The organism is Nocardioides allogilvus (genome assembly GCF_003047285.1).
In the GTDB taxonomy this organism is placed as follows: domain Bacteria; phylum Actinomycetota; class Actinomycetes; order Propionibacteriales; family Nocardioidaceae; genus Nocardioides; species Nocardioides allogilvus.
In genome coordinates this window covers 545,024-564,396 of sequence record NZ_PZYX01000001.1, presented here as the reverse complement: position 1 = coordinate 564,396, position 19,373 = coordinate 545,024, and the positions used below count along the sequence as shown (strand labels likewise).

General features: G+C 69.5%; 19 protein-coding genes. 9 read left to right on the top strand and 10 right to left on the bottom strand.

Annotated elements, in window-relative coordinates; translation table 11 throughout:
• Positions 1-50 precede the first annotated feature (50 nt).
• Positions 51-1,754: a fumarate hydratase gene (locus C9J87_RS02755; protein WP_036490125.1), complete on the top strand. Its 1,704-nt coding sequence runs from the start codon at positions 51-53 to the stop codon at positions 1,752-1,754.
• 23 nt (positions 1,755-1,777) lie between these two features.
• Here C9J87_RS02755 and C9J87_RS02750 read toward each other — a convergent pair whose 3' ends face one another.
• Positions 1,778-2,239: a DoxX family protein gene (locus tag C9J87_RS02750; RefSeq protein WP_010831814.1), complete on the bottom strand. Its 462-nt coding sequence runs from the start codon at positions 2,237-2,239 to the stop codon at positions 1,778-1,780.
• A gap of 170 nt (positions 2,240-2,409) precedes the next feature.
• On the opposite strand from C9J87_RS02750, the gene C9J87_RS02745 reads away from it, so the two are divergent.
• The gene (locus tag C9J87_RS02745; RefSeq protein ID WP_036490124.1) at positions 2,410-2,709 is read left to right on the top strand and encodes a TFIIB-type zinc ribbon-containing protein; all 300 of its coding nucleotides are present in this window, start codon (positions 2,410-2,412) and stop codon (positions 2,707-2,709) included.
• A 67-nt stretch (positions 2,710-2,776) separates the two neighbouring features.
• Here the strand turns inward: C9J87_RS02745 and C9J87_RS02740 are convergent, their stop codons facing one another.
• Entirely contained in the window at positions 2,777-4,537 is a 1,761-nt protein-coding gene (locus C9J87_RS02740; protein ID WP_010831812.1) for an AMP-binding protein, read from the bottom strand.
• A gap of 145 nt (positions 4,538-4,682) precedes the next feature.
• Here C9J87_RS02740 and C9J87_RS02735 point away from each other — a divergent pair, with 145 nt between their 5' ends.
• Entirely contained in the window at positions 4,683-5,363 is a 681-nt protein-coding gene (locus tag C9J87_RS02735; protein ID WP_107704740.1) for a spermidine synthase, read from the top strand.
• Positions 5,364-5,370: 7 nt separating this feature from the next.
• On the opposite strand, the gene C9J87_RS19885 is transcribed toward C9J87_RS02735, so the two are convergent.
• Positions 5,371-5,763 carry a hypothetical protein gene (locus C9J87_RS19885; protein ID WP_198016942.1) on the bottom strand — a complete coding sequence of 131 codons (393 nt, stop codon included), beginning with the start codon at positions 5,761-5,763 and terminating at the stop codon, positions 5,371-5,373.
• Positions 5,764-6,336: 573 nt separating this feature from the next.
• Between C9J87_RS19885 and C9J87_RS02725 the strand changes: the two genes are divergently transcribed.
• Positions 6,337-7,707, top strand: a complete 1,371-nt coding sequence (locus tag C9J87_RS02725) for a class II fumarate hydratase (RefSeq protein WP_010831809.1) — start codon at positions 6,337-6,339, stop codon at positions 7,705-7,707.
• Positions 7,704-8,408, top strand: a complete 705-nt coding sequence (locus tag C9J87_RS02720; RefSeq protein WP_010831808.1) for a class I SAM-dependent methyltransferase — start codon at positions 7,704-7,706, stop codon at positions 8,406-8,408. Before C9J87_RS02725 ends, C9J87_RS02720 begins: the two co-directional genes overlap by 4 nt.
• Positions 8,409-8,552: 144 nt before the next feature.
• Here the strand turns inward: C9J87_RS02720 and C9J87_RS02715 are convergent, their stop codons facing one another.
• The 3 genes from C9J87_RS02715 to C9J87_RS02705 form a co-directional block, all read right to left on the bottom strand.
• Entirely contained in the window at positions 8,553-9,209 is a 657-nt protein-coding gene (locus C9J87_RS02715; protein ID WP_010831807.1) for an aggregation-promoting factor C-terminal-like domain-containing protein, read from the bottom strand.
• A gap of 259 nt (positions 9,210-9,468) precedes the next feature.
• Positions 9,469-10,782 carry a PhoH family protein gene (locus C9J87_RS02710; RefSeq protein WP_107704667.1) on the bottom strand — a complete coding sequence of 438 codons (1,314 nt, stop codon included), beginning with the start codon at positions 10,780-10,782 and terminating at the stop codon, positions 9,469-9,471.
• 311 nt (positions 10,783-11,093) lie between these two features.
• The gene (locus C9J87_RS02705) at positions 11,094-11,873 is read right to left on the bottom strand and encodes an isoprenyl transferase (protein WP_107704666.1); all 780 of its coding nucleotides are present in this window, start codon (positions 11,871-11,873) and stop codon (positions 11,094-11,096) included.
• A 33-nt stretch (positions 11,874-11,906) separates the two neighbouring features.
• Between C9J87_RS02705 and C9J87_RS02700 the strand changes: the two genes are divergently transcribed.
• From C9J87_RS02700 to trhA, 3 genes are read left to right on the top strand one after another with little or no spacing between them, the layout of a single operon-like run.
• Entirely contained in the window at positions 11,907-12,443 is a 537-nt protein-coding gene (locus tag C9J87_RS02700) for a hypothetical protein (RefSeq protein ID WP_157953101.1), read from the top strand.
• Entirely contained in the window at positions 12,443-12,934 is a 492-nt protein-coding gene (locus C9J87_RS02695; protein ID WP_107704664.1) for a DUF421 domain-containing protein, read from the top strand. Before C9J87_RS02700 ends, C9J87_RS02695 begins: the two co-directional genes overlap by 1 nt.
• Positions 12,935-12,985: 51 nt before the next feature.
• Positions 12,986-13,708, top strand: a complete 723-nt coding sequence (gene trhA, locus C9J87_RS02690; protein ID WP_010831803.1) for a PAQR family membrane homeostasis protein TrhA — start codon at positions 12,986-12,988, stop codon at positions 13,706-13,708.
• Positions 13,709-13,724: 16 nt separating this feature from the next.
• Here trhA and C9J87_RS02685 read toward each other — a convergent pair whose 3' ends face one another.
• Together C9J87_RS02685 and C9J87_RS02680 are read right to left on the bottom strand one after the other, a co-directional pair.
• A complete protein-coding gene (locus tag C9J87_RS02685) occupies positions 13,725-14,654 on the bottom strand; it encodes a DUF1353 domain-containing protein (RefSeq protein ID WP_107704663.1) in 930 nt (309 codons plus the stop codon).
• Positions 14,655-14,688: 34 nt separating this feature from the next.
• Positions 14,689-16,650, bottom strand: a complete 1,962-nt coding sequence (locus C9J87_RS02680; RefSeq protein ID WP_107704662.1) for a thioredoxin domain-containing protein — start codon at positions 16,648-16,650, stop codon at positions 14,689-14,691.
• Positions 16,651-17,100: 450 nt separating this feature from the next.
• On the opposite strand from C9J87_RS02680, the gene C9J87_RS02675 reads away from it, so the two are divergent.
• The gene (locus C9J87_RS02675; protein WP_010831587.1) at positions 17,101-18,351 is read left to right on the top strand and encodes an ATP-binding protein; all 1,251 of its coding nucleotides are present in this window, start codon (positions 17,101-17,103) and stop codon (positions 18,349-18,351) included.
• Between the two features lie 200 nt (positions 18,352-18,551).
• Here C9J87_RS02675 and C9J87_RS02670 read toward each other — a convergent pair whose 3' ends face one another.
• Both C9J87_RS02670 and C9J87_RS02665 read right to left on the bottom strand, forming a co-directional pair.
• Complete coding sequence (locus C9J87_RS02670) at positions 18,552-18,749, bottom strand: DUF255 domain-containing protein (protein ID WP_084622766.1); 198 nt, start codon at positions 18,747-18,749, stop codon at positions 18,552-18,554.
• A 5-nt stretch (positions 18,750-18,754) separates the two neighbouring features.
• Positions 18,755-19,369, bottom strand: coding sequence for a flavin reductase family protein (locus C9J87_RS02665; RefSeq protein WP_107704661.1), 615 nt, complete (start codon positions 19,367-19,369; stop codon positions 18,755-18,757).
• Positions 19,370-19,373: the final 4 nt, after the last annotated feature.

The window sequence follows — 19,373 nt, the reverse complement described above, 5'->3', positions numbered from 1 at the left end:
CTCGCCGATCGGGCTGCGTGCCGCCTCGACCTCGGGGCGGCGTAGTCTCAGTGCCCGTGAGCGACGCTGAAACCCCCTACGCCGACCTGCTGCCGACCCACGGATCGAACGGCACCGACGAGACGCCGTACAGGCTGGTCACGACCGAGGGCGTGTCCACGTTCGAGGCCGAAGGACAGACGTTCCTCAAGGTCGACCCGGAGGCGATCCGGCGGCTCACCGCCGAGGCGATGCACGACATCAGCCACTACCTGCGCCCCGCGCACCTCGCGCAGCTCCGCAAGATCATCGACGACCCGGAGTCCAGCGGCAACGACCGCTTCGTCGCGCTCGACCTGCTCAAGAACGTCAACATCTCCGCCGGCGGCGTGCTGCCGATGTGCCAGGACACCGGCACCGCGATCGTGATGGGCAAGAAGTCCGAGGGCGTGCTCACCGGCATCAACGACGCCGAGGCGATCAGCGCCGGCGTCAAGGACGCCTACACGAAGCTCAACCTGCGCTACTCCCAGCTGTCGCCGCTGACGACCTACGAGGAGAAGAACACCGGCACCAACCTGCCGGCGCAGGTCGAGCTCTACTCGATGGAGCAGGGTCCGAAGGGGCCGGAGTACAAGTTCCTCTTCATGGCCAAGGGCGGCGGCTCGGCCAACAAGTCGTTCCTCTTCCAGGAGACCAAGGCGATCCTCAACCCCGAGCGGATGCTGGCCTTCCTCGACGAGAAGATCCGCTCCCTCGGCACGGCCGCGTGCCCGCCGTACCACCTCGCCGTCGTCATCGGCGGCACGAGCGCGGAATATGCGCTGAAGACCGCGAAGTACGCCTCGGCGCACTACCTCGACGACCTGCCCACCGCGGGCTCGATGGCGGCTCATGGCTTCAGGGACCTCGAGCTCGAGGAGGAGGTCTTCAAGCTGACTCAGTCCTTCGGCATCGGCGCGCAGTTCGGCGGGAAGTACTTCTGCCACGACGTGCGCGTCGTCCGCCTCCCCCGCCACGGCGCCTCGCTGCCCGTCGCGATCGCCGTCTCCTGCTCGGCCGACCGGCAGGCGCTCGGCAAGATCACGGCGGAGGGCGTCTTCCTCGAGCAGCTCGAGACCGACCCCGCCCACTACATGCCTTCCGCGGGAGTCTCGGAGGAGATCGCCTCCGGCGAGGTCGTGAAGATCGACCTGAACCAGCCGATGGACGAGATCCTGGCCGAGCTCAGCAAGCACCCCGTCAAGACGCGGCTCTCGCTGACCGGCCCGCTCGTCGTCGCGCGCGACATCGCGCACGCCAAGATCAAGGAGCGCCTCGACGCGGGCGAGGAGATGCCGTCCTACCTGCGCGACCACCCGGTCTACTACGCCGGCCCGGCCAAGACGCCGACCGGCATGGCGTCGGGGTCGTTCGGCCCGACCACGGCCGGACGGATGGATTCGTACGTCGAGCAGTTCCAGGCCGCGGGTGGCTCGAAGGTGATGCTCGCCAAGGGCAACCGCTCGAAGCAGGTCACCGAGGCGTGCGGCTCGCACGGCGGGTTCTACCTCGGCTCCATCGGCGGCCCCGCCGCCCGCCTCGCCCAGGACTGCATCACCTCGGTGTCGGTGCTGGAGTACGAGGAGCTCGGCATGGAGGCCGTCTGGAAGATCGAGGTCGAGGACTTCCCGGCCTTCATCGTCGTCGACGACAAGGGCAACGACTTCTTCACCGACCCGTCCGGTGCGGTCAACGTGCCGATCTCGGGGATCCGCGTCCGCTCCGCGGAGTAGGACGAGGACCCCCGAGACATCGATCAGCGGGAGACGGTCTCCGCCTCGGCCCGCTCCGTCACGCCACCGCGCGTCAGCAGCGCGTCCAGGGCGTAGCGCCCGGGACCGACCGCGCCGATGAGCAGCGCGCCGGCGCCCAGCGCAGCGACGAGCTCCCAGCCGTTGGCGGTCACGAACACACCGGCCGAGCGGTGCACCGTCACGAACGCTCCGAGCATGTCGATCACGAGGAACGCAGCGGCGAGCGGGGTCAGCAGGCCGAGCAGGAGGAGCGCGCCCCCGACGAGCTCGACGGTCGCGGCGAACACGGCCGCCGCCTGCGGGACCGGCACGCCCATCGCCTCGAAGGCCTCCCCGGTGCCGGCGAGGCCGAACTCGTTGAACTTCTGCCAGCCGTGGGCGATGAAGACGGTGCCGAGCACGACGCGGGCCAGGAGGAGGGCGACGTCGCGCACCGGGGCGGGAAGGTTGTTTCCGAGAAGCATGTGAGTTCCTTTCGTACGGCGTGGTTCACCGCAATGGTTGATGTTTCAACCATAACGGCAGGGGCGTCGCCGTATCCAAATCCGCGGACGCCCCTCCCCCGCCCGGCCGAGGTCGCGGAACGATGCCCCGGGGCCGGCCGTTGGACTGGGGAACCCCAGGAGGACAACTGATGAAGTGCCCCACCGACGGAAACACCCTGACCATGAGCGAGCGCGGCGGGATCGAGATCGACTACTGCCCCGAGTGCCGTGGCGTGTGGCTCGATCGCGGCGAGCTCGACAAGATCATCGAACGCTCAGTCACCCAGCCCGCGCCCGCGGCCCCGGCGGCTCCTGCCGCACCGGCGCCGTCGTCGTACGAGCATGAACGCGACCAGCGCCGCATGCAGCAGGACCAGCGCTATGCCCAGGCGAGCCAGCAGCCCTATCGCAAGAAGAAGGAGAGCTGGCTCAGCGAGATCTTCGACTGACCCCGCTCGACGTCCGACGATCCGGCGACCGGGTCGTCGGACGTCCGCCGGGAGGTCCGACGTGGGGCTAGGAGTAGAGCTCCTCGATCGCCTCGGCGTACTTCTGCGAGATCGGCTTGCGGCGCAGCTTCAGGGTCGGGGTGAGGACCTCGCTGCCGGGCAGCCAGTACTCGCCGAGGACGGTGAACTTCTTGACCTGCTCGACGCGCGACAGCTTGGCGTTGCCCGCGTCGAAGCCGGCCTGGATCGCCGCCACGAGACCGGCGTCCTTGGCCAGGGTGGCCGGGTCGGCGGCGACTCCCGCCTTCTCGGCGTACGCCGCGGCCGCGTCGGGGTCGAGCGTCACCAGCGCCACGTTGTAGGGCTTGGCGTCCCCGATCACCGTGATCGTCGCCGCGAGCGGCGTGGTCACCTTGAGGGTGTTCTCGATGTTGGACGGCGACATGTTCTTGCCGGCCGCATTGATGATGATCTCCTTCTTGCGGTCGGTGATCGTGACGTAGCCGTCGGCGTCGATCGTGCCCACGTCGCCGGTGTGGAGCCAGCCCTCGGCGTCGATGCACTCCCGGGTCTTCTCCGGCTCCTTGCGGTAGCCGAGCATGTTGCCGGGACCGCGGAACAGGATCTCGCCGTCGTCGGCCAGCTTGATCTCGGTCCCGGGGAGCGCGGGGCCGACGGTGCCGACCTTGACCTTGCCGGGCGGGTTGACCGTCCCGGCGCCCGCCATCTCCGACATCCCCCAGAGCTCGCACACGTTGAGGTTGAGGCCCATGAAGAAGGTCAGCGTCTCGGGGGCGATCGCGGCGGCGCCGGACCAGGCCCACTTGAGCTCGCCCATGCCGAGGGCGTCTCGGACCTTGCCCAGCACCAGCTTGTCGGCGAGCCCGAGCTGGAGGGCGTCGAGCGGGCCCAGGCTCTTGCCGGCGAGCTTCGCCTGACCGTTCTTGGCGGCCAGCCCCATCGCCCAGCCACCCAGCGCCTTCTTGACCGGGCTGGTCTCTGCGGCCATCTTGGCCTCGACACCCATCTTGATCTTCTCCCACACCCGCGGGACGGCGAACCAGATCGTCGGCTTGCAGTCGGGCAGGGCAGCCGCGACCGTGCGCGGGTCGGCGACATGGGTGACCTGGACTCCGCGCAGGGCCTGGAAGTACTGCGCGGAGGCGCGGTCCGCGATGTGGGCCGACGGCAGGAACGAGGTGATCCGGTCGCCGAACTTCACGTCCACGACCTGCATCGCGGAGTCCGAGAGCGCGATGATGTTGTGGTGCGAGAGCTGGACGCCCTTGGGCGGTCCGGTCGTGCCTGACGTGTAGATCAGGGTCAGGATGTCCTCGGGCTGCACGGCCTGCCATGCGGCCTCGAAGTCGAACTCGGTGCTGCCCTGCGCCTCGAGCTCCTCGAGCGAGAGGGTCGCGCCCTCCGGCTTGCCGTCGACGACGACCACGTGCTCGAACTCGATGCCGGACGCGAGCACGGTGGGGAGGAAGGCGGTCTCGGTCACGACCACCGTGGCATCGGCGTTGTCGAACAGGTAGTTCAGCTGCTCGGGGGACGAGGTGTTGTAGACCGAGAAGGCGATCGCGCCGAGGTGCATCGCGCCACAGTCGACCAGGGCGAACTCGGGCCGGTTGGTGAGCATGATGGCAACGGTGTCGCCGCGCCCGAGCCCGATCGCCGACAGGCCGGCCGCGATGCTCCGGACGCGGGCGGCGTAGTCGCGCCAGGTGATGGTGACCGTGTCGCCCACGGTGCGGATCGCGACGGCGTCCGGGTCGATGAGGGCTGTCTGCTGGAAGGCCGCGCAGACGGTGACGGGGGTGCTCATGGGATCTCCTCGGGATGCTGGACTGGCGCGAGCGTAATCTCCGTCACACCTGCGAGCGAGGTGTTCCACGTGTTCTCACCGTTGCGACCACCCCTCGGACGCCCGGCGACCCACATCCCCGGGCGACGGTGTTTGGATGGACGGCATGCGCAGCGAGGGCGACATCGTGGAGATCGCGCGGGCGGAGACCCCGCGCGGTGAGGTGGTGCTGCGGCGGCACAGGTCCGCGCTCGCGGCCGACGTGATCGAGCTGCGGGTCAACGGCGTCTTCGTGATGGACACCCAGGAGACCGGCACCGAGATCGAGCTCGCCGCCGCAGCCCTGGACGTCGTGCCGCGACCGCGCGACGTCGTGGTGGGCGGGCTCGGACTGGGCTTCACCACCCGGCGCGTCCTGGCCGACCCGCGCGTGGAGCGGGTGATGGTCGTGGAGATCGAGGAGGTTCTCGTCGGGTGGATGCGTGACGGCACCGTCCCGCACGGACCGGCCATCCTCGCCGACCAGCGGGTCAGGATCGTCAATGCCGACATCCTGATGGCGATAGCCGAGGCGCGGTCGACGTACGACCTGATCCTGCTCGACGTCGACAACGGCCCGGGCTACCTCGTCCACGAGGACAACGTCCGCGTCTACGAGGAGCCCTTCCTCGCCCGGTGTCGTGACCTGCTCAACCCCGAGGGCGCCCTCGTGATCTGGTCGGCCGCGGCGGCTCCGGAGCTGCACAGCGCGATGCGCGCCGTCTTCGACGAGGTCGACGAGCAGCCGCATGACGTGCTGCTCCAGGACCGCCCGGAGACCTACTACCTCTACGTGGCTCGCCGCTAGGACGAGGTCAGCTGTCCGAGATCAAGGACGGCAGCAGGCTGTAGGCCCGGTCGTGCAGCGTCGGCAGCGCGGTGCCCGTGCCGGTGAGGTGCTCGAGGAGGGCCCGCTCGAAGACGCCGTCGAGCAGGGCGTACGTCGTGGCGGAGTCGAGCAGCGGGGTGGCACCGGACAGCTCGGCGAAGCGCGCGACGACCTGCCACACCATCAGCTCGAGGGACTGGTCGATCTCCAGCACTGCCTCACGCAGCGCCTCCTCGAACATTGCCTGCGTGCGCAGGTCGTACCAGAGCCGGTGCATGTGCGACTCGTCGGTGAGCGTCTCGACGAGCTTGTCGGCGAAGCGCAGGCGCAGCTCGTCGGGCGTCGTCGAGGTGGCCACGAGCTCGTCGTAGCGAGTCACGCACTGCGCCTTGTAGTAGCGCACGCAGTAGGTGATCAGCTCGAACTTGTTCTCGAAGTAGTAGTGCAGGACGCCGTGGGAGAAGGGCGAGTTCTGGGCGATCTCCCGCAGGGAGGTCCTGGCTTAGCCCCGCTCACCGAGCGTCACGAGTGCCGACTCCGCGAGCTGGTCGCGTCGCGCGTCGACCTTCTGCTCGCGGGTGCGTCGCACCGTCGCGGCCGTGGGGGTCATGATCAACAGCGTAGGCCAGGTGGGGGATGTTCGACCCTGGCGCCCCGGAACCCTTGACACCCGTCAAGAGGACTCGTCACAGTGGTGGCAAGCACATCCCCCCAACAACCCTCGGCGTGCTGCACCTGACCTCCAGGCCTCCCCGCCTGTGCGTCGAGTGAAACCGTGGGAGCACTACCGCATGCGACCCGTCGACTGCCTCAACCCAGGCGCCAGCCCTGCCCCGGCTGTGCCCTGCTTGACCATGGCGACGCATCCCCTGCGCCGCTCGCAAGGGTGGCCGGCGGGTCGCATCGGCTGAGCGTCATTCGGTCGGCTGACGTCGGGAGTAGCGTCGGTGCCATGAGCAAGACGCGCACCGAACACGACTCCCTCGGCGACATCGAGGTCCCGGCCGACGCACTGTGGCGGGCCCAGACGCAGCGGGCGATCGAAAACTTCCCGATCAGCGGGACCGTCCTCGAGCCGCGCTTGGTCCGGGCGCTCGCGCTGGTGAAGGGCGCGGCGGCAGGTGTCAACGCCGACCTGGGCGTCATCACCGCCGAGCAGGGCGCCGCCATCGCCGGCGCCGCGAGCGGGGTCGCGGCCGGCGAGCACCTCGACGCCTTCCCGCTCGACGTCTTCCAGACCGGGTCGGGCACCAGCTCCAACATGAACATGAACGAGGTCCTCGCCTCGCTCGCCGGCGACGTCCATCCCAACGACCACGTCAACGCCTCGCAGTCCTCCAACGACACCTTCCCCACCGCGATCCACGTCGCCGCCACCCTCGCGGTCGTCGAGGACCTGCTGCCCGCGCTGGCGACCCTCGAGGCGTCGTTGTCGGCGAAGGCCGAGGAGTTCGCCGGGCTGGTCAAGGCCGGGCGCACCCACCTGATGGACGCGACCCCGGTCATGCTCGGTCAGGAGTTCGGCGGCTACGCCGCAACGGTGTCGTACGCCGCCGAGCGGCTCGGCGCCGTACTCCCCCGCGTGCGTGAGCTGCCCCTGGGCGGCACCGCCGTCGGCACCGGCATCAACACCCCTCCCGGCTTCGCGGCGGCCGTGATCTCCGCGCTGTCCGCCGACACCGGGCAGGAGTTCACCGAGGCGCGCAACCACTTCGAGGCGCAGGGCACCCGCGACTCGCTCGTCGAGCTGTCCGGCGTGCTGCGGACCATCGCAGTCGGCCTCACCAAGATCTGCAACGACCTGCGCTGGCTCTCCTCCGGCCCGACGACCGGGCTCGCCGAGATCCACCTGCCCGACCTCCAGCCGGGCTCGAGCATCATGCCGGGCAAGGTCAACCCCGTGCTGCCCGAGGCGACGCTGATGGTCTGCGCCCAGGTGGTCGGCAACGACGCGGCCGTGGCGTGGGCGGGGGCGAGCGGCAACTTCGAGCTCAACGTGCAGATGCCGGTGATCGCCCGCAACCTGCTCGAGTCGATCCGGCTCCTGTCGACCTCCACCACACTGCTCGCCGGGCGCTGCATCGACGGCATCACCGCCGACGCCGACCGCATGCGCGCCTACGCCGAGTCCTCCCCGAGCGTCGTCACCCCGCTGAACAAGCACCTCGGCTACGAGGAGGCCGCCAAGGTGGCGAAGCAGGCATTGAAGGACGGAGCCACGATCCGGGATACGGTCCTCGCGATGGGGTACGTCGATCGCGGCGACCTCACCGAGCAGCAGCTCGACGCAGCCCTCGACGTGGAACGGATGACTCGACCATGAGCCAGATGAACGATCCGGACTACGTCCGCGAGCAGTACGCCTCCGAGGACAACCTCGAGACCCGTCGCTCAGTCTGGCAGCCCACCGCCGAGGGGCTCGACCCGGTCAACGAGGCGCTCAACGCGATCGACCGCGCGCTCGTCGGCGACGCCGACGTCCTCGAGGTCGGCTGCGGCACCGGCGCCATGGCCGAGCGGATCAACGCGCTGCCGGGCGTCACGCTGGTCGCGACCGACTTCTCCGAGCGCTTCGTCGAGCTCACCGCCGCGCGTGGTGTCGATGCCCGCCAGGCCGACATCTGCTACCTGCCGTTCGACGACGCGTCCTTCGACGTCGTCTACGCCGGCTGGATGCTCTACCACGTCCGCGACCTCGACCGCGCCCTCAACGAGGTCCGCCGGGTGCTGCGACCGGGCGGCACGTTCGTGGCCGTCACCAACGGCAACGACCACATCGCCGACCTGCTGCGTGCGGCCGGCGGCAAGCCCGCGATCACCCAGTTCAGCAGCGAGACGGGCGAGTTCGTCCTCGGTCGCCGCTTCGGCGACGTCCGCCGCCACGACCTCGAGACGCGCGCCGTCTTCGGTGACCACGCCGCCGCCCAGGCCTATCTCGACTCGTTCGACGAGGGCCTGGTGCTGCCGCCCTTCGAGGGCGAGCGGGAGTACGCCGGGCACGTCACGGTGTTCGAGGCCCGCTGACCCTGCACCACTTGAAGGCAGTTCGCGCTGGCACGGACAAGGCTCACGCTCAGTCGCTCATACGTCCACGCGAACTGCCTGCAGTTGAAACAGAAGTGCCTCAGCCGCGGCGCGGGCGCTGCTGCTCGTCAGTCAGCGCGGGCTTCAGTACCAGTTGTTGCCGGCCTTGAACGACCAGGCGTTGCACGGGGTGCCGTAGGTGTCCTGGATGTAGCCCAGGCCCCAGCGGATCTGTGACTCCGCCGAGGTCATGTAGTCGGCGGGCAGCTCGTGGAGCTGGGTGAGCGCCTGCGGGATGCCGTAGGCCGACGAGGTCGGGTTGTCGGCGTCGATGCGCCAGCCCGACTCGCTCATGTAGAGCGAGTCCAGGCAGTCGAACTGCGACGCGTCGAAGCCGAACTCCGGCAGCAGGGCACGCGCGATGTCGCGCGGGTCGCCGGTCGAGAGGTCCTCGGTGCGGGTGATCGCCGGGCCGTTGCCGGCCGAGAGCGCGGCGACCTTGCGGGCGTCGGTGCTGCCGCGGCGATCGGAGCGGGACACCGGCCCGCTGGCCTCGCGGCGCTCGAGCGTGTCGGCAGCCTGCACCGACCCGGTGCCCTTGACCGCCGCCGCTGCGAGGTCGCTGGTCGCCGTACCTGCCGGCGTGCTGAGCACACCGTTGGAGACGACGAGTCCGGTGGCCACGGCGGCGACACCGGTGAGGACGACCGAGTTGCGCAGCGCCCGCTGGGGGGCGGTCCTGAGTGCCTTGTGCTTGCCGGGAGCGAGGTGCTTGGGGACGTACTTGTCAGGCTTCGTCACAGGGGATGTCTCACGGGTCGACGACGGATGGCATTGCGCAGAGCAATGACCGCTCCCGAGAGATGACATCGCCGAGGCGGGGGGGCTGACGCGGAAATGTCACAAAACGATCTCGGTAACCATGCAGGACGAATCAGGGGCACGCAAACCGAACGCGAAAAGAATCAGGCCTCATTCGCCCCAGGAGTCACACAAGCCACCGTGGCCTCATCTGGTCGGACCGCCCCGCCCGGAACAGTTCCGGGCGGGGCGGCACAGATCACAGGTGGACGTTCTCCAGCATCTCGGTCACCAGCGCCGCGATCTGCGAACGCTCCGAGCGGGTCAGGGTGACGTGCGCGAAGAGCGGGTGGCCCTTGAGCTTGTCGATCACCGCCACGATGCCGTCGTGGCGACCGACCCGGAGGTTGTCGCGCTGCGCGACGTCGTGGGTCAGCACGACCTTGGAGTTGGCGCCGATCCGCGAGAGCACGGTCAGCAGGACGTTGCGCTCGAGCGACTGGGCCTCGTCGACGATCACGAACGCGTCGTGCAGGGAGCGGCCGCGAATGTGGGTCAGCGGCAGCACCTCGAGCATGCCGCGGTCCATCACCTCGTCGATCACCTCGGGCGTGGTGAGCGCGCCGAGCGTGTCGAAGACCGCCTGGCCCCAGGGGCTCATCTTCTCCGACTCCGAGCCGGGAAGGTAGCCGAGCTCCTGGCCGCCGACGGCGAACAGCGGACGGAACACGACGACCTTCTTGTGCTGGCGACGCTCCATCACCGCTTCGAGCCCGGCACACAGCGCGAGCGCGGACTTGCCGGTGCCGGCGCGACCCCCGAGCGAGACGATGCCGACCTCGGGGTCGAGCAGCATCTCGAGGGCGATCCGCTGCTCGGCGGAGCGGCCGTGGATGCCGAAGGCCTCCCGGTCACCGCGCACGAGGTGCACCTGCTTGTCGGGGCCGATGCGCCCCAGCGCCGTGCCCCGATCGGAGAGCAGGACCAGGCCGTTGTGGCACGGCAGGTCGCGCGCCGCCTCGAGGTCGAGCACGCCGTCCTCGTAGAGCTCGTCGAGCTCGCCGGAGGTCACGTCGATCTCGGACATGCCGGTGTAGCCGGTGTCGGAGTCGCTGATCGCCTCGGCGCGGTATTCCTGCGCGTCGAGCCCGACCGCCGATGCCTTGATCCGCAGCGGCAGGTCCTTGGACACGAGCGTGACCTCGTGTCCCTCGTTGGCGAGGTTGCGAGCCACCGCCAGGATCCGGGTGTCGTTGTCGCCCAGCCGGAAGCCCGACGGGAGCGAGGCGGAGTCGGTGTGGTTGAGCTCGACGCGGACCGTGCCGCCCTCGTCGCCGACCGGGACCGGCGCGTCGAGACGACCGTGCTCGACACGCAGCTCGTCGAGCATCCGCAGGGCCGATCGGGCGAAGAAGCCCAGCTCGGGGTGGTGCCGTTTGCCCTCGAGCTCGGTGATGACGACGACCGGCAGCACGACTTCGTGCTCGGCGAACCTCTTCAGGGCGCCGGGGTCGGCCAGCAGGACGCTGGTGTCGAGGACATAGGTGCGGTTCTTCGTAGCGTTGGAGGCCACTGTGGACTACCCCTCACCGGACGGCGCGCACACTCTCGCCCGCCCGAGCTCACCACTCGGATCGGGGGGTCAGAAGGCCGGAGTGCCGGCCTCTCCACGAGCACGACGTCACCCGGTGCGGCGGTGAGCCGATGTGCTGCGTTGAGTCGCGACTACTCACGAACTGGCCTCCGATACAGCAGGCTTCCCCACCCGCCGATACCTGAAAAACTACGCCCGCCCGCAAGCCATTCCCCAGCGACACGCCAGAACGCGGGGTGAACGGCTCGTGACGTCGTACGGCGCTGGGCGCGCCCCACCCGGACGGGTGATCAGGAGCCGAAGCGACGCTCGCGCTCGGCGTAGGCACGGATCGCGCGCAGGAAGTCGACCCGGCGGAAGTCGGGCCACAGCGCCTCGCAGAAGTAGAACTCCGAGTGGGCGCTCTGCCAGAGCAGGAAGCCGCCGAGCCGCTGCTCGCCGGAGGTGCGGATGACGAGGTCGGGGTCGGGCTGGCCCTTGGTGTAGAGGTGGTCGGCGATGTGCTCGACGTCGATGACGTCGGCGAGCTCCTCGAGGGTGGTGCCGCGGGCGGCGTGCTCCACCAGCAGCGAACGGACCGCGTCGGCGATCTCGCGGCGACCGCCGTAGCCCACGGCGATGTTGACCAGGATGCCGTCGATGTCGCGGGTGGCGTCCTCGGCGGCCTTGAGCTTCTCAGCGGTGCCGGCGGGCAGCAGGTCGAGCGCGCCGACCGGGTGGATGCGCCACTTGCGCTGGGCGGCCAGCGACTCGACCGCGCCCTCGATGATGCCGAGCAGCCCCGCCATCTGCTCCGGGGGCCGGTTGGTGAGGTTGTCGCTGGAGAGCAGCCACAAGGTGACGACCTTGACGCCGACCTCCTCGCACCAGCCGAGCAGCGGGAAGATGTTGTCGGCTCCGGCCTGGTAGCCGCCGGCCGTGTCGAGGCCGACGGCCTTGGCCCAGCGCCGGTTGCCGTCGAGCATCACGCCGATGTGCTGGGGGATGCGGTCGGCGGGGAGGAACTTCACCACGCGGTGCTCGTAGGCCGGGTAGAGCACCCGACGCACTGCGTCCCTCAATTTCGCCACCCGCCGATGGTAGCCGGGCCCTATGGTGGCGAGGTGGCAGGCGAGACGACAACGCGGGACGAGACCACTTCGGAGCTGCGGACGACACCGCCCAGGCGGTATGCGGTCTGGGCCAGACGCGTCGGCACCGGGGTGCTGCTGCTCATCGTGGTCCTGGCGGGTCTCGACCTCCTCGGCCCCCGCACCGGCGAGACGTCAGCCGCGGCCGGCGGCTACGAGCTCCGGGCCGAGTTCCCGCAGGTGACCCGCGCCGGCCAACCGGCCCCCCTCCGCATCACGGTGGAGGCACTGGCCGGCTTCGGCGACACGGTCCAGCTGCGCCTGTGCGACGAGCTCTTCCACGACCTCGACTTCCAGAACTGGTATCCCAACCCGGCAGCCGAGACCAGCCAGCCACCGTGGGTGATCTACGAGTTCGACCCGCCGCCCACCGGCGACGTGCTCGAGATCAGCCTGGACGCACGCGTCGCACCCGGTCAGTTCGGCGCGATCGACGACTGCGGCCTGAGCGTGCTGGTCGACGACCAACCGGTCGTCGGCGCGTCGTTCACCGTCTGGAGGATGCCCTGATGGACATCTTGATCAGGTCACTCGTGATCTTCGCCTTCCTGTGGCTCGTCGTCCGGGTGGGCGGCAAGCGCGAGGTCGCCCAGCTCTCCGCCTTCGACATGATCCTGCTCATCACCGTGGGCGACCTCGTGAGCCAGGGCATCGTCCAGGAGGACTACTCCGTGACCGCCGCGCTGATCGCTGTGGCGACCTTCGCCCTGGCCGGCATGGCACTGAACTCCATCGGTCTGCACGTGCCGAGCTTCCGGCCATGGCTGGCCGGTCGGCCGCGCATCGTGGTCCGCGACGGCGAGCCCCTGCTTGAGACACTGCGCGGCGAGCGGATGACCATCGATGACATCCACGAGGCCGCTCGTCAGCGGGGCATCCGGCGGCTGAGCGACATCGAGCTGTGCGTGCTGGAGACCGACGGAGCCTTCTCGTTCTTCACCCGTGACGAGGACGCCGACGACGAGGACGAGGACGGCGCGCCGGACCACGACGTCACGTGAGGTCAGTCCCGTTGACGTGACTCACTACCTACCCTGTCGTAAGTTGGGTGCATGAACGACATCCTGCGCGACCGGTTCGACGAGCTCTCCGAGCGCGTCGAAGAGGTCATTGCCGACGTCAAGCCGCGTCTGCGGGGCTGGCTGCACCTCGGCACCGCCCCGCTGGCCCTGGCCGCGGGGATCGTGCTCGTCGTGCTCTCCCCCGACGCCACCACCCGCATCGGTTCGGGCGTCTTCGCCGCGACCGCGATCGTGCTGTTCACGGTCTCGGCCGTCTATCACCGCGGCACCTGGTCACCCACCGTGCACTCGCGGCTCAAACGCTTCGACCACTCCAACATCTTCTTGCTGATCGCCGGGTCCTGCACGCCGTTCGGGCTGCTGCTGCTCGACGGCAGCGACCGCTGGGTGTTGCTCGCGATCGTCTGGGGCGGCGCGATCTCCGGCGTGTTCATGAAGGTCTTCTGGAAGGGCGCACCGCGCTGGCTCTCGGCCCCCATCTACATGGCGCTCGGCTGGGCCCCGGTCTTCTTCTTCGGTGACTTCGTCAGCGGCGCCAGCGCTCGCTACGGCGCCACCATGGGCACCGCCGTGATCGCCCTCGTCGCCGCCGGCGGCGCGCTCTACACGATCGGCGGGGTCGTCTACGGCACCAAGCGACCCAACCCGTGGCCGCAATGGTTCGGCTTCCACGAGGTCTTCCACACCTTCACCATCCTGGCCTTCGTGACCCACTACGTCGGCGTCTCGCTGGCGACCTACTCCCTGCGCTGAGCGCCGCAGCCGAGGTTCACCCGAGGCTCAGCCACACGAACAGCACGATCGCGGACACCGCGACCACCACCGCGAGCAGCCGCGCCAGCAACGGCGCCCGACGGGCGAGCCGCTCGAGCGCGAGGTAGGTCAGCGAGATCGCGGCCAGGCCCACGGTCACGTGGAGCAGCACGGCCAGCATCACGCAGCTGATCACCCCGGCCCGCAGGAACCTGCCCCACAGCAGGCTCAGCGCCAGCGGGATGACGATCGCGCCGACGAGCCCGCCGACGACCTCCAGCCACCACGCCCGCTCCCCCATCCACGGCAGCGGCAGGGTCAGCGGCCAGCGCTGGTCGACGAGGTCACCGGTCGCGCAGTAGCCGAGGTAGACGATCACCGCCAGCGACGCGCCTGCACCGACGCGGTGGGCCCAGCGGGCCAGTGGTGACCAGGGCAGTCCGCCCTTCACGAAGATCGTCGCGGCCGCGACGGCCGCCCAGACGATCCAGCGCCGCACGACGCCGGTGCCGGTGTCGGCCATGGCGTCGCGGAACACCCGGTCCGCCTCGACGCGATCGATGTCGTGGCCCTGTGTCGAGGTGTAGGACGGGTCGCCGCCACCCCCCGCGACCAGGGCGTCGTGCACCAGCGCCGCCGGCAGGTGGGCGCCGGTCTTCGGCACCAGCCACGTGAACAGGGCGGGCGTGGAGGTCAGGTCGGTGCGGAACTCGGGCGACGACGGCACCAGGATCTCCCCGAGGTGCCGGTCGCGGTAGGCGATGCGCCGCTCCAGGCTGAAGATCTCGAGGTCGGCCTCCAGGTGTCGCTCCAGCACGATCCGGGGATCGGCGTCGGGGTCGGGTGGCAACCCGATCCGGTCACCGATCGCCAGCACCCCGCCGTCGTAGAAACGGCGTGGCTGGGTCTGCACTGTCTTCGTCGTCATCGCGGTCCCGAGTCGCATGCGAACACTCTGGCACCGATGACCGACAACGGAGCTAGCCGAGCGCGTCTTGCAGGTCTTGCACCTCGGTGACGGGAGCCGCGCAGACGTGGTGCCGGCAGACGTACGCCGCAGGGTTGCCGTCGACCGGCCCGCGACCGGCGAGCAGCGGGATCTCCTCGTCGGCCCCGTCCGCGACCACGACCACCGCGGTCGGGTGGGCGCGAGCGACGCTCACCAGCATGTCCCGATCGGCGCCGGCCGGCCCGACGACCGCGATCTCGTGTGGACCGTCGAGCATCGCGGCGGCCGCGGCGAGGGACCAACCGGCGAACCTCGGAGTGCGCACGGCGAGCGCGTGCACCGTCGCCAGCGCGCCCTCCGCTGCCTCGCGGTGCCGCAGGTCGCCGGTCACCGCGGAGGAGGCGACCAGCGCGTGCAGCAGCGCGGAGAGCCCGCTCGGGGAGGCGTTGTCGCTCGGATCGCGCGGGCGCGCGACCAGCTGTTCCGCGTCGTCGGCGGTGTCGAAGAACCCGCCGTCGTCGGCGCGGAAGTGCTCGAGCGCGGTGTCGAGGAGAGACGTGGCAGCCCGCAGCCAGCGAGGATCCCCGGTCGCCTGCAGCAGGTCCAGGAAGCCGGCGGCGACGGCGCCGTAGTCCTCCAGCACGCCTGCCGGCGTCCCCACCACGCCGTCGCGCGAGACCCGTCGCAGCCGGCCGTCGACCACGTGGACCTCCAGCAGCAGCTCGCCCGCGGCGACGGCGGCGTCGAGGTAGCGCTGCTCGTCCAGCCAGGCCGCGAGTCGAGTCAGCCCGCTGATGGCGAGCCCGTTCCAGGCAGCCACGACCTTGTCGTCGCGCTCGGGACGCACGCGCTCGGCGCGCGCGGCCAGCAGCCGGGCGCGGACGTCGATCCAGCGGTCGAGGTCGTCGGGGTCGCGCAAAAGCTGCAGCGTCGAGGCGCCGTGCTCGAAGGTGCCGGTCTCGGTCACCGTGAACACCTCGGCGGCCCAGGCACCGTCCTCTGCCCCGAGCACCTCGAGCAGCTGGGCCGGCGTCCAGGCGTAGAACTTCCCCTCGACTCCCTCACTGTCCGCGTCGAGCGCGGAGGCGAAGCCGCCCTCGTCGGTGCGCAGCTCGCGGAGCAGGAAGTCGGCGATCCCCTCCCCTGCCCAGGCGGCCATCGGCGTACGACGATCCGCGCAGACGCGCAGCAGCAGGGCGTTGTCGTAGAGCATCTTCTCGAAGTGCGGCACCACCCACCCGGCGTCGACGGCATAGCGCGCGAAGCCGCCGCCGAGCTGGTCGTGGATGCCGCCACGGGCCATCGCCTCCAGGGTGGCGTCCACCATCGCCAGGGCGTCGCTGGAGCCGTGTCGCACCAGGAACTCCAGGACCATCGACGGCGGGAACTTCGGCGCTCCACCGAAGCCGCCGTTGGCGGTGTCGAACTCGGTCCTGAGCCGGGTGACGGCCTTGTCGAGGACCTCGCGGTCGACCGACCCGGCGACGAGAGCAGCCTGCTGGTTCAGGTGCTCGCGCAGGTTGGCCGCGACCCGCGCGACGTCGTGGCCGCGGTCGACCCACGCCTCGCTGAGCCCCTGCAGGACCTGGCTGAAGGCGGGCTGGCCGTGCCGCGGCTGCGGCGGGAAGTAGGTCCCCGCGAAGAACGGGCTGCCCTCGTGGTCGAGCACGCACGTCATCGGCCAGCCGCCGTGGCCGGTCATGGCGGTGGTCGCCTGCATGTAGATCGCGTCGACGTCGGGTCGTTCCTCCCGGTCGACCTTGATGCTGACGTAGTGCTCGTTGAGGTAGTCGGCCGTCGCCTGGTCCTCGAAGGACTCGTGCGCCATCACGTGGCACCAGTGGCAGGCGGCGTAGCCGACGCTCAGCAGGATCGGCACGTTGCGGCGACGCGCCTCCTCGAACGCCTCCGGGCTCCACTCCCACCAGTCGACTGGATTGGAGGCATGTTGGAGGAGGTACGGCGATGTCGCGGCCGCCAGACGATTCGGCATGCCCCCAAGACTGCCACGCTGGGGGTGCGGGGTTTCGTGACGGCGCTGACGCGCCTCCTCAACGGCCGCACAGGCCCGCCGCCCGGAGGTTGAGGAGGGCCGAAGGAGGGGACCGTTGCCGACCTGCTCCCCCAGGCCAAGCGACGACGGCGCGCTGGCTGATCCACGGCATTCGTCCAACAGCCCGCTGGACAGGTCGCCCGCGCTGGCGCGCTCCGCGTGACTGCACCCTCTCTACCGCGCAGCCCGCCCGATCTTCCTCGTCGGCGTCAGATCTCGCGCTGTCACGAAGTTGTCGTGTTCGATGTGTTTAGCTCGCAACGCGACACCTTCTCCCGCCAGAGGCGGTGTGCCAGACTCCGCAGAAGTTCAGATTCGATCTCCGCAAAAGGTCGATCGAGCAATCCGCAAACAGTCGACTCCATCTTCCGCAAACGGTAGACTACCTGCATGGCAGGTTATCTCCAGCGCATTGCTGACCGCGAGCTCGTCGAACGACTCGGCTACATCGGAGCGGTCCTGATCGAAGGCCCAAAGGCCTGCGGTAAGACCGCGACGGCGACCCAGCACGCCGAAACTGTTATCCGCCTCGATGAGGACCAGGCAGCACGTCGCTTGATGACGCTTGCGCCGGAACGCCTCTTCGACAACCCGACGCCGATCCTGTTCGACGAGTGGCAGGTCGAGCCGGCGATCTGGAACAAGGTCCGCCGGCAGGTGGACGACCGCGAAGGCAAGGGCCTCTTCATCCTCACCGGATCGGCGACCCCGACCGACGATGCCTCGCGGCACTCCGGAGCCGGGCGCTTCTCAGTGATGAAGATGCGCCCCATGAGCCTCTTCGAATCCGGGCACTCGAACGGCGAGATGTCGCTGGCCAAGCTCATCGCGGGCGATCGGCAGACAGGCCTCGGCACCCACCTCACGTTCGACGAACTCCTCAAGCGCATCGTGATCGGCGGTTGGCCAGAACTCATCGACGCCGACGAAACCGGTGCCCGACGCTGGCTGCGCGACTACCTCACCAACATCGTCGAGGTCGACATCCAGAAGCTCGGCTCCCGTCGTGACCCCTCCAACCTCCGTCGGCTCCTGGAGTCACTCGGGCGATCCGTCGCACAGGCCACGAAGGCCGTCGAGCTCGCGAAAGACGTCGGCGGCGAAGACGGGCCCATCGCCAAGGAAACTCTGACCGCCTATCTCACGGCCCTGGAGCGACTCCACCTTCTCGACAACTCCCCCGCCTGGCTGCCCCACATGCGCTCCCGTGCCCGACTGCGCACCGCGCCAGTCCGCTACTTCATCGACCCGTCGCTCGGGCCCGCCGCCCTCGGACTCGGCACCAGTGACCTCAGGCATGACTTCAACGGACTGGGACTCCACTACGAAGCCCTTGTCATCCGTGACCTTCGGATCTATGCCCAGCCTCTCGACGCGCGCGTCGAATCCTGGCGAGACGCCGATGGCCACGAGGTCGACGCGATCGTCAGCGTCGGACCCAACAAGTGGGGAGCCTTCGAGGTCAAACTCAGTCCGGATGCCGTCGACGATGCGGCGGCAGCCCTACTTCGGTTCAAGGCTAAGGTGGATACGTCGCGGCATGGCGAGCCCGCCTGTCTTGGCGTCATCACCAGCACCGGAGCGGGTGGCCTCCGGGAGGACGGCGTCCATGTCATACCGATCGGCTGTCTCGGACCGTGACGTCATCGAAGACAGGTCCTAGAATCATGGGCGAAGACCCCGAAACGATCACTGGCCACGGGCCACATCGCCGGGGTTTCGCCGTGCCACTGGGTGACCAGTGATGGGGGCAAAGTGATGCACGAAGCCCCGAAATCGGTGTCAAACGGCGATCCGCGGCGAACCAACGCGAACCGAAATAGGGCGCCTGACCTGCGGTTTTATGATTTCAGACCAAATCCGGAGCGCACCGTTCTTGACGTGGCATGGCAGGCGGCGTACCCGACGCTCAGCAGGATCGGCACGTTGCGGCGACGCGCCTCCTCGAACGCCTCCGGGCTCCACTCCCACCAGTCGACCGGGTTGTCGGCATGTTGGAGCAGGTACGGCGATGTGGCGACGGCGAGACGGTTGGACATGCTCCCTACGTTACGGACCCTGCCGGCCCGGCGGGGCGGTCGAGCTTGAACACCTCGGGCGGGTGGCCCCACTCGTTGCGACCGAGACGCGACACCGGCCGCAGTTCGGCGATGTCCGGGAGCCCGTCGGCGGCGAGAGCGGAGCTCAGGACGGTGACCGCGAGCACGGCGCCGAGCACGACCGTCGAGTCGCCGAGCTCGATCATGGAGTGGAGCCGGCACTCGATGGACGCGGGGGCGTCGGCGACGCGCGGCACCGACACCCGCACGCTGGGTTCGAGCCGGACGCCGAGCGCCTCCGCCTCGTCCACCAGGGGGTCGAAGCGGGCACTGGACGCGTTGATCGAGTCGACCATCGGCGCTGAGGCGAGGTTGACGACGAACTCCCCGGTCTCACGCACGTTGCGCAGCGTGTCCTTGTCGCCCACCGAGGTGAACTGCACGATCGGCGGGTCCGCGGCGGCGACCGTGAAGAAGGAGTGCGGCGCGAGGTTGCCGACCCCGGTGGCCGAGCGGCTGGAGATCCAGGCGATCGGCCGCGGCACGACGGTGGCCGTGAGCAGCGGATAGATCCGGACGTCGGGATCGTCGGCGGCGAAGACTGTGCGGTCGCGGGTCATGGGG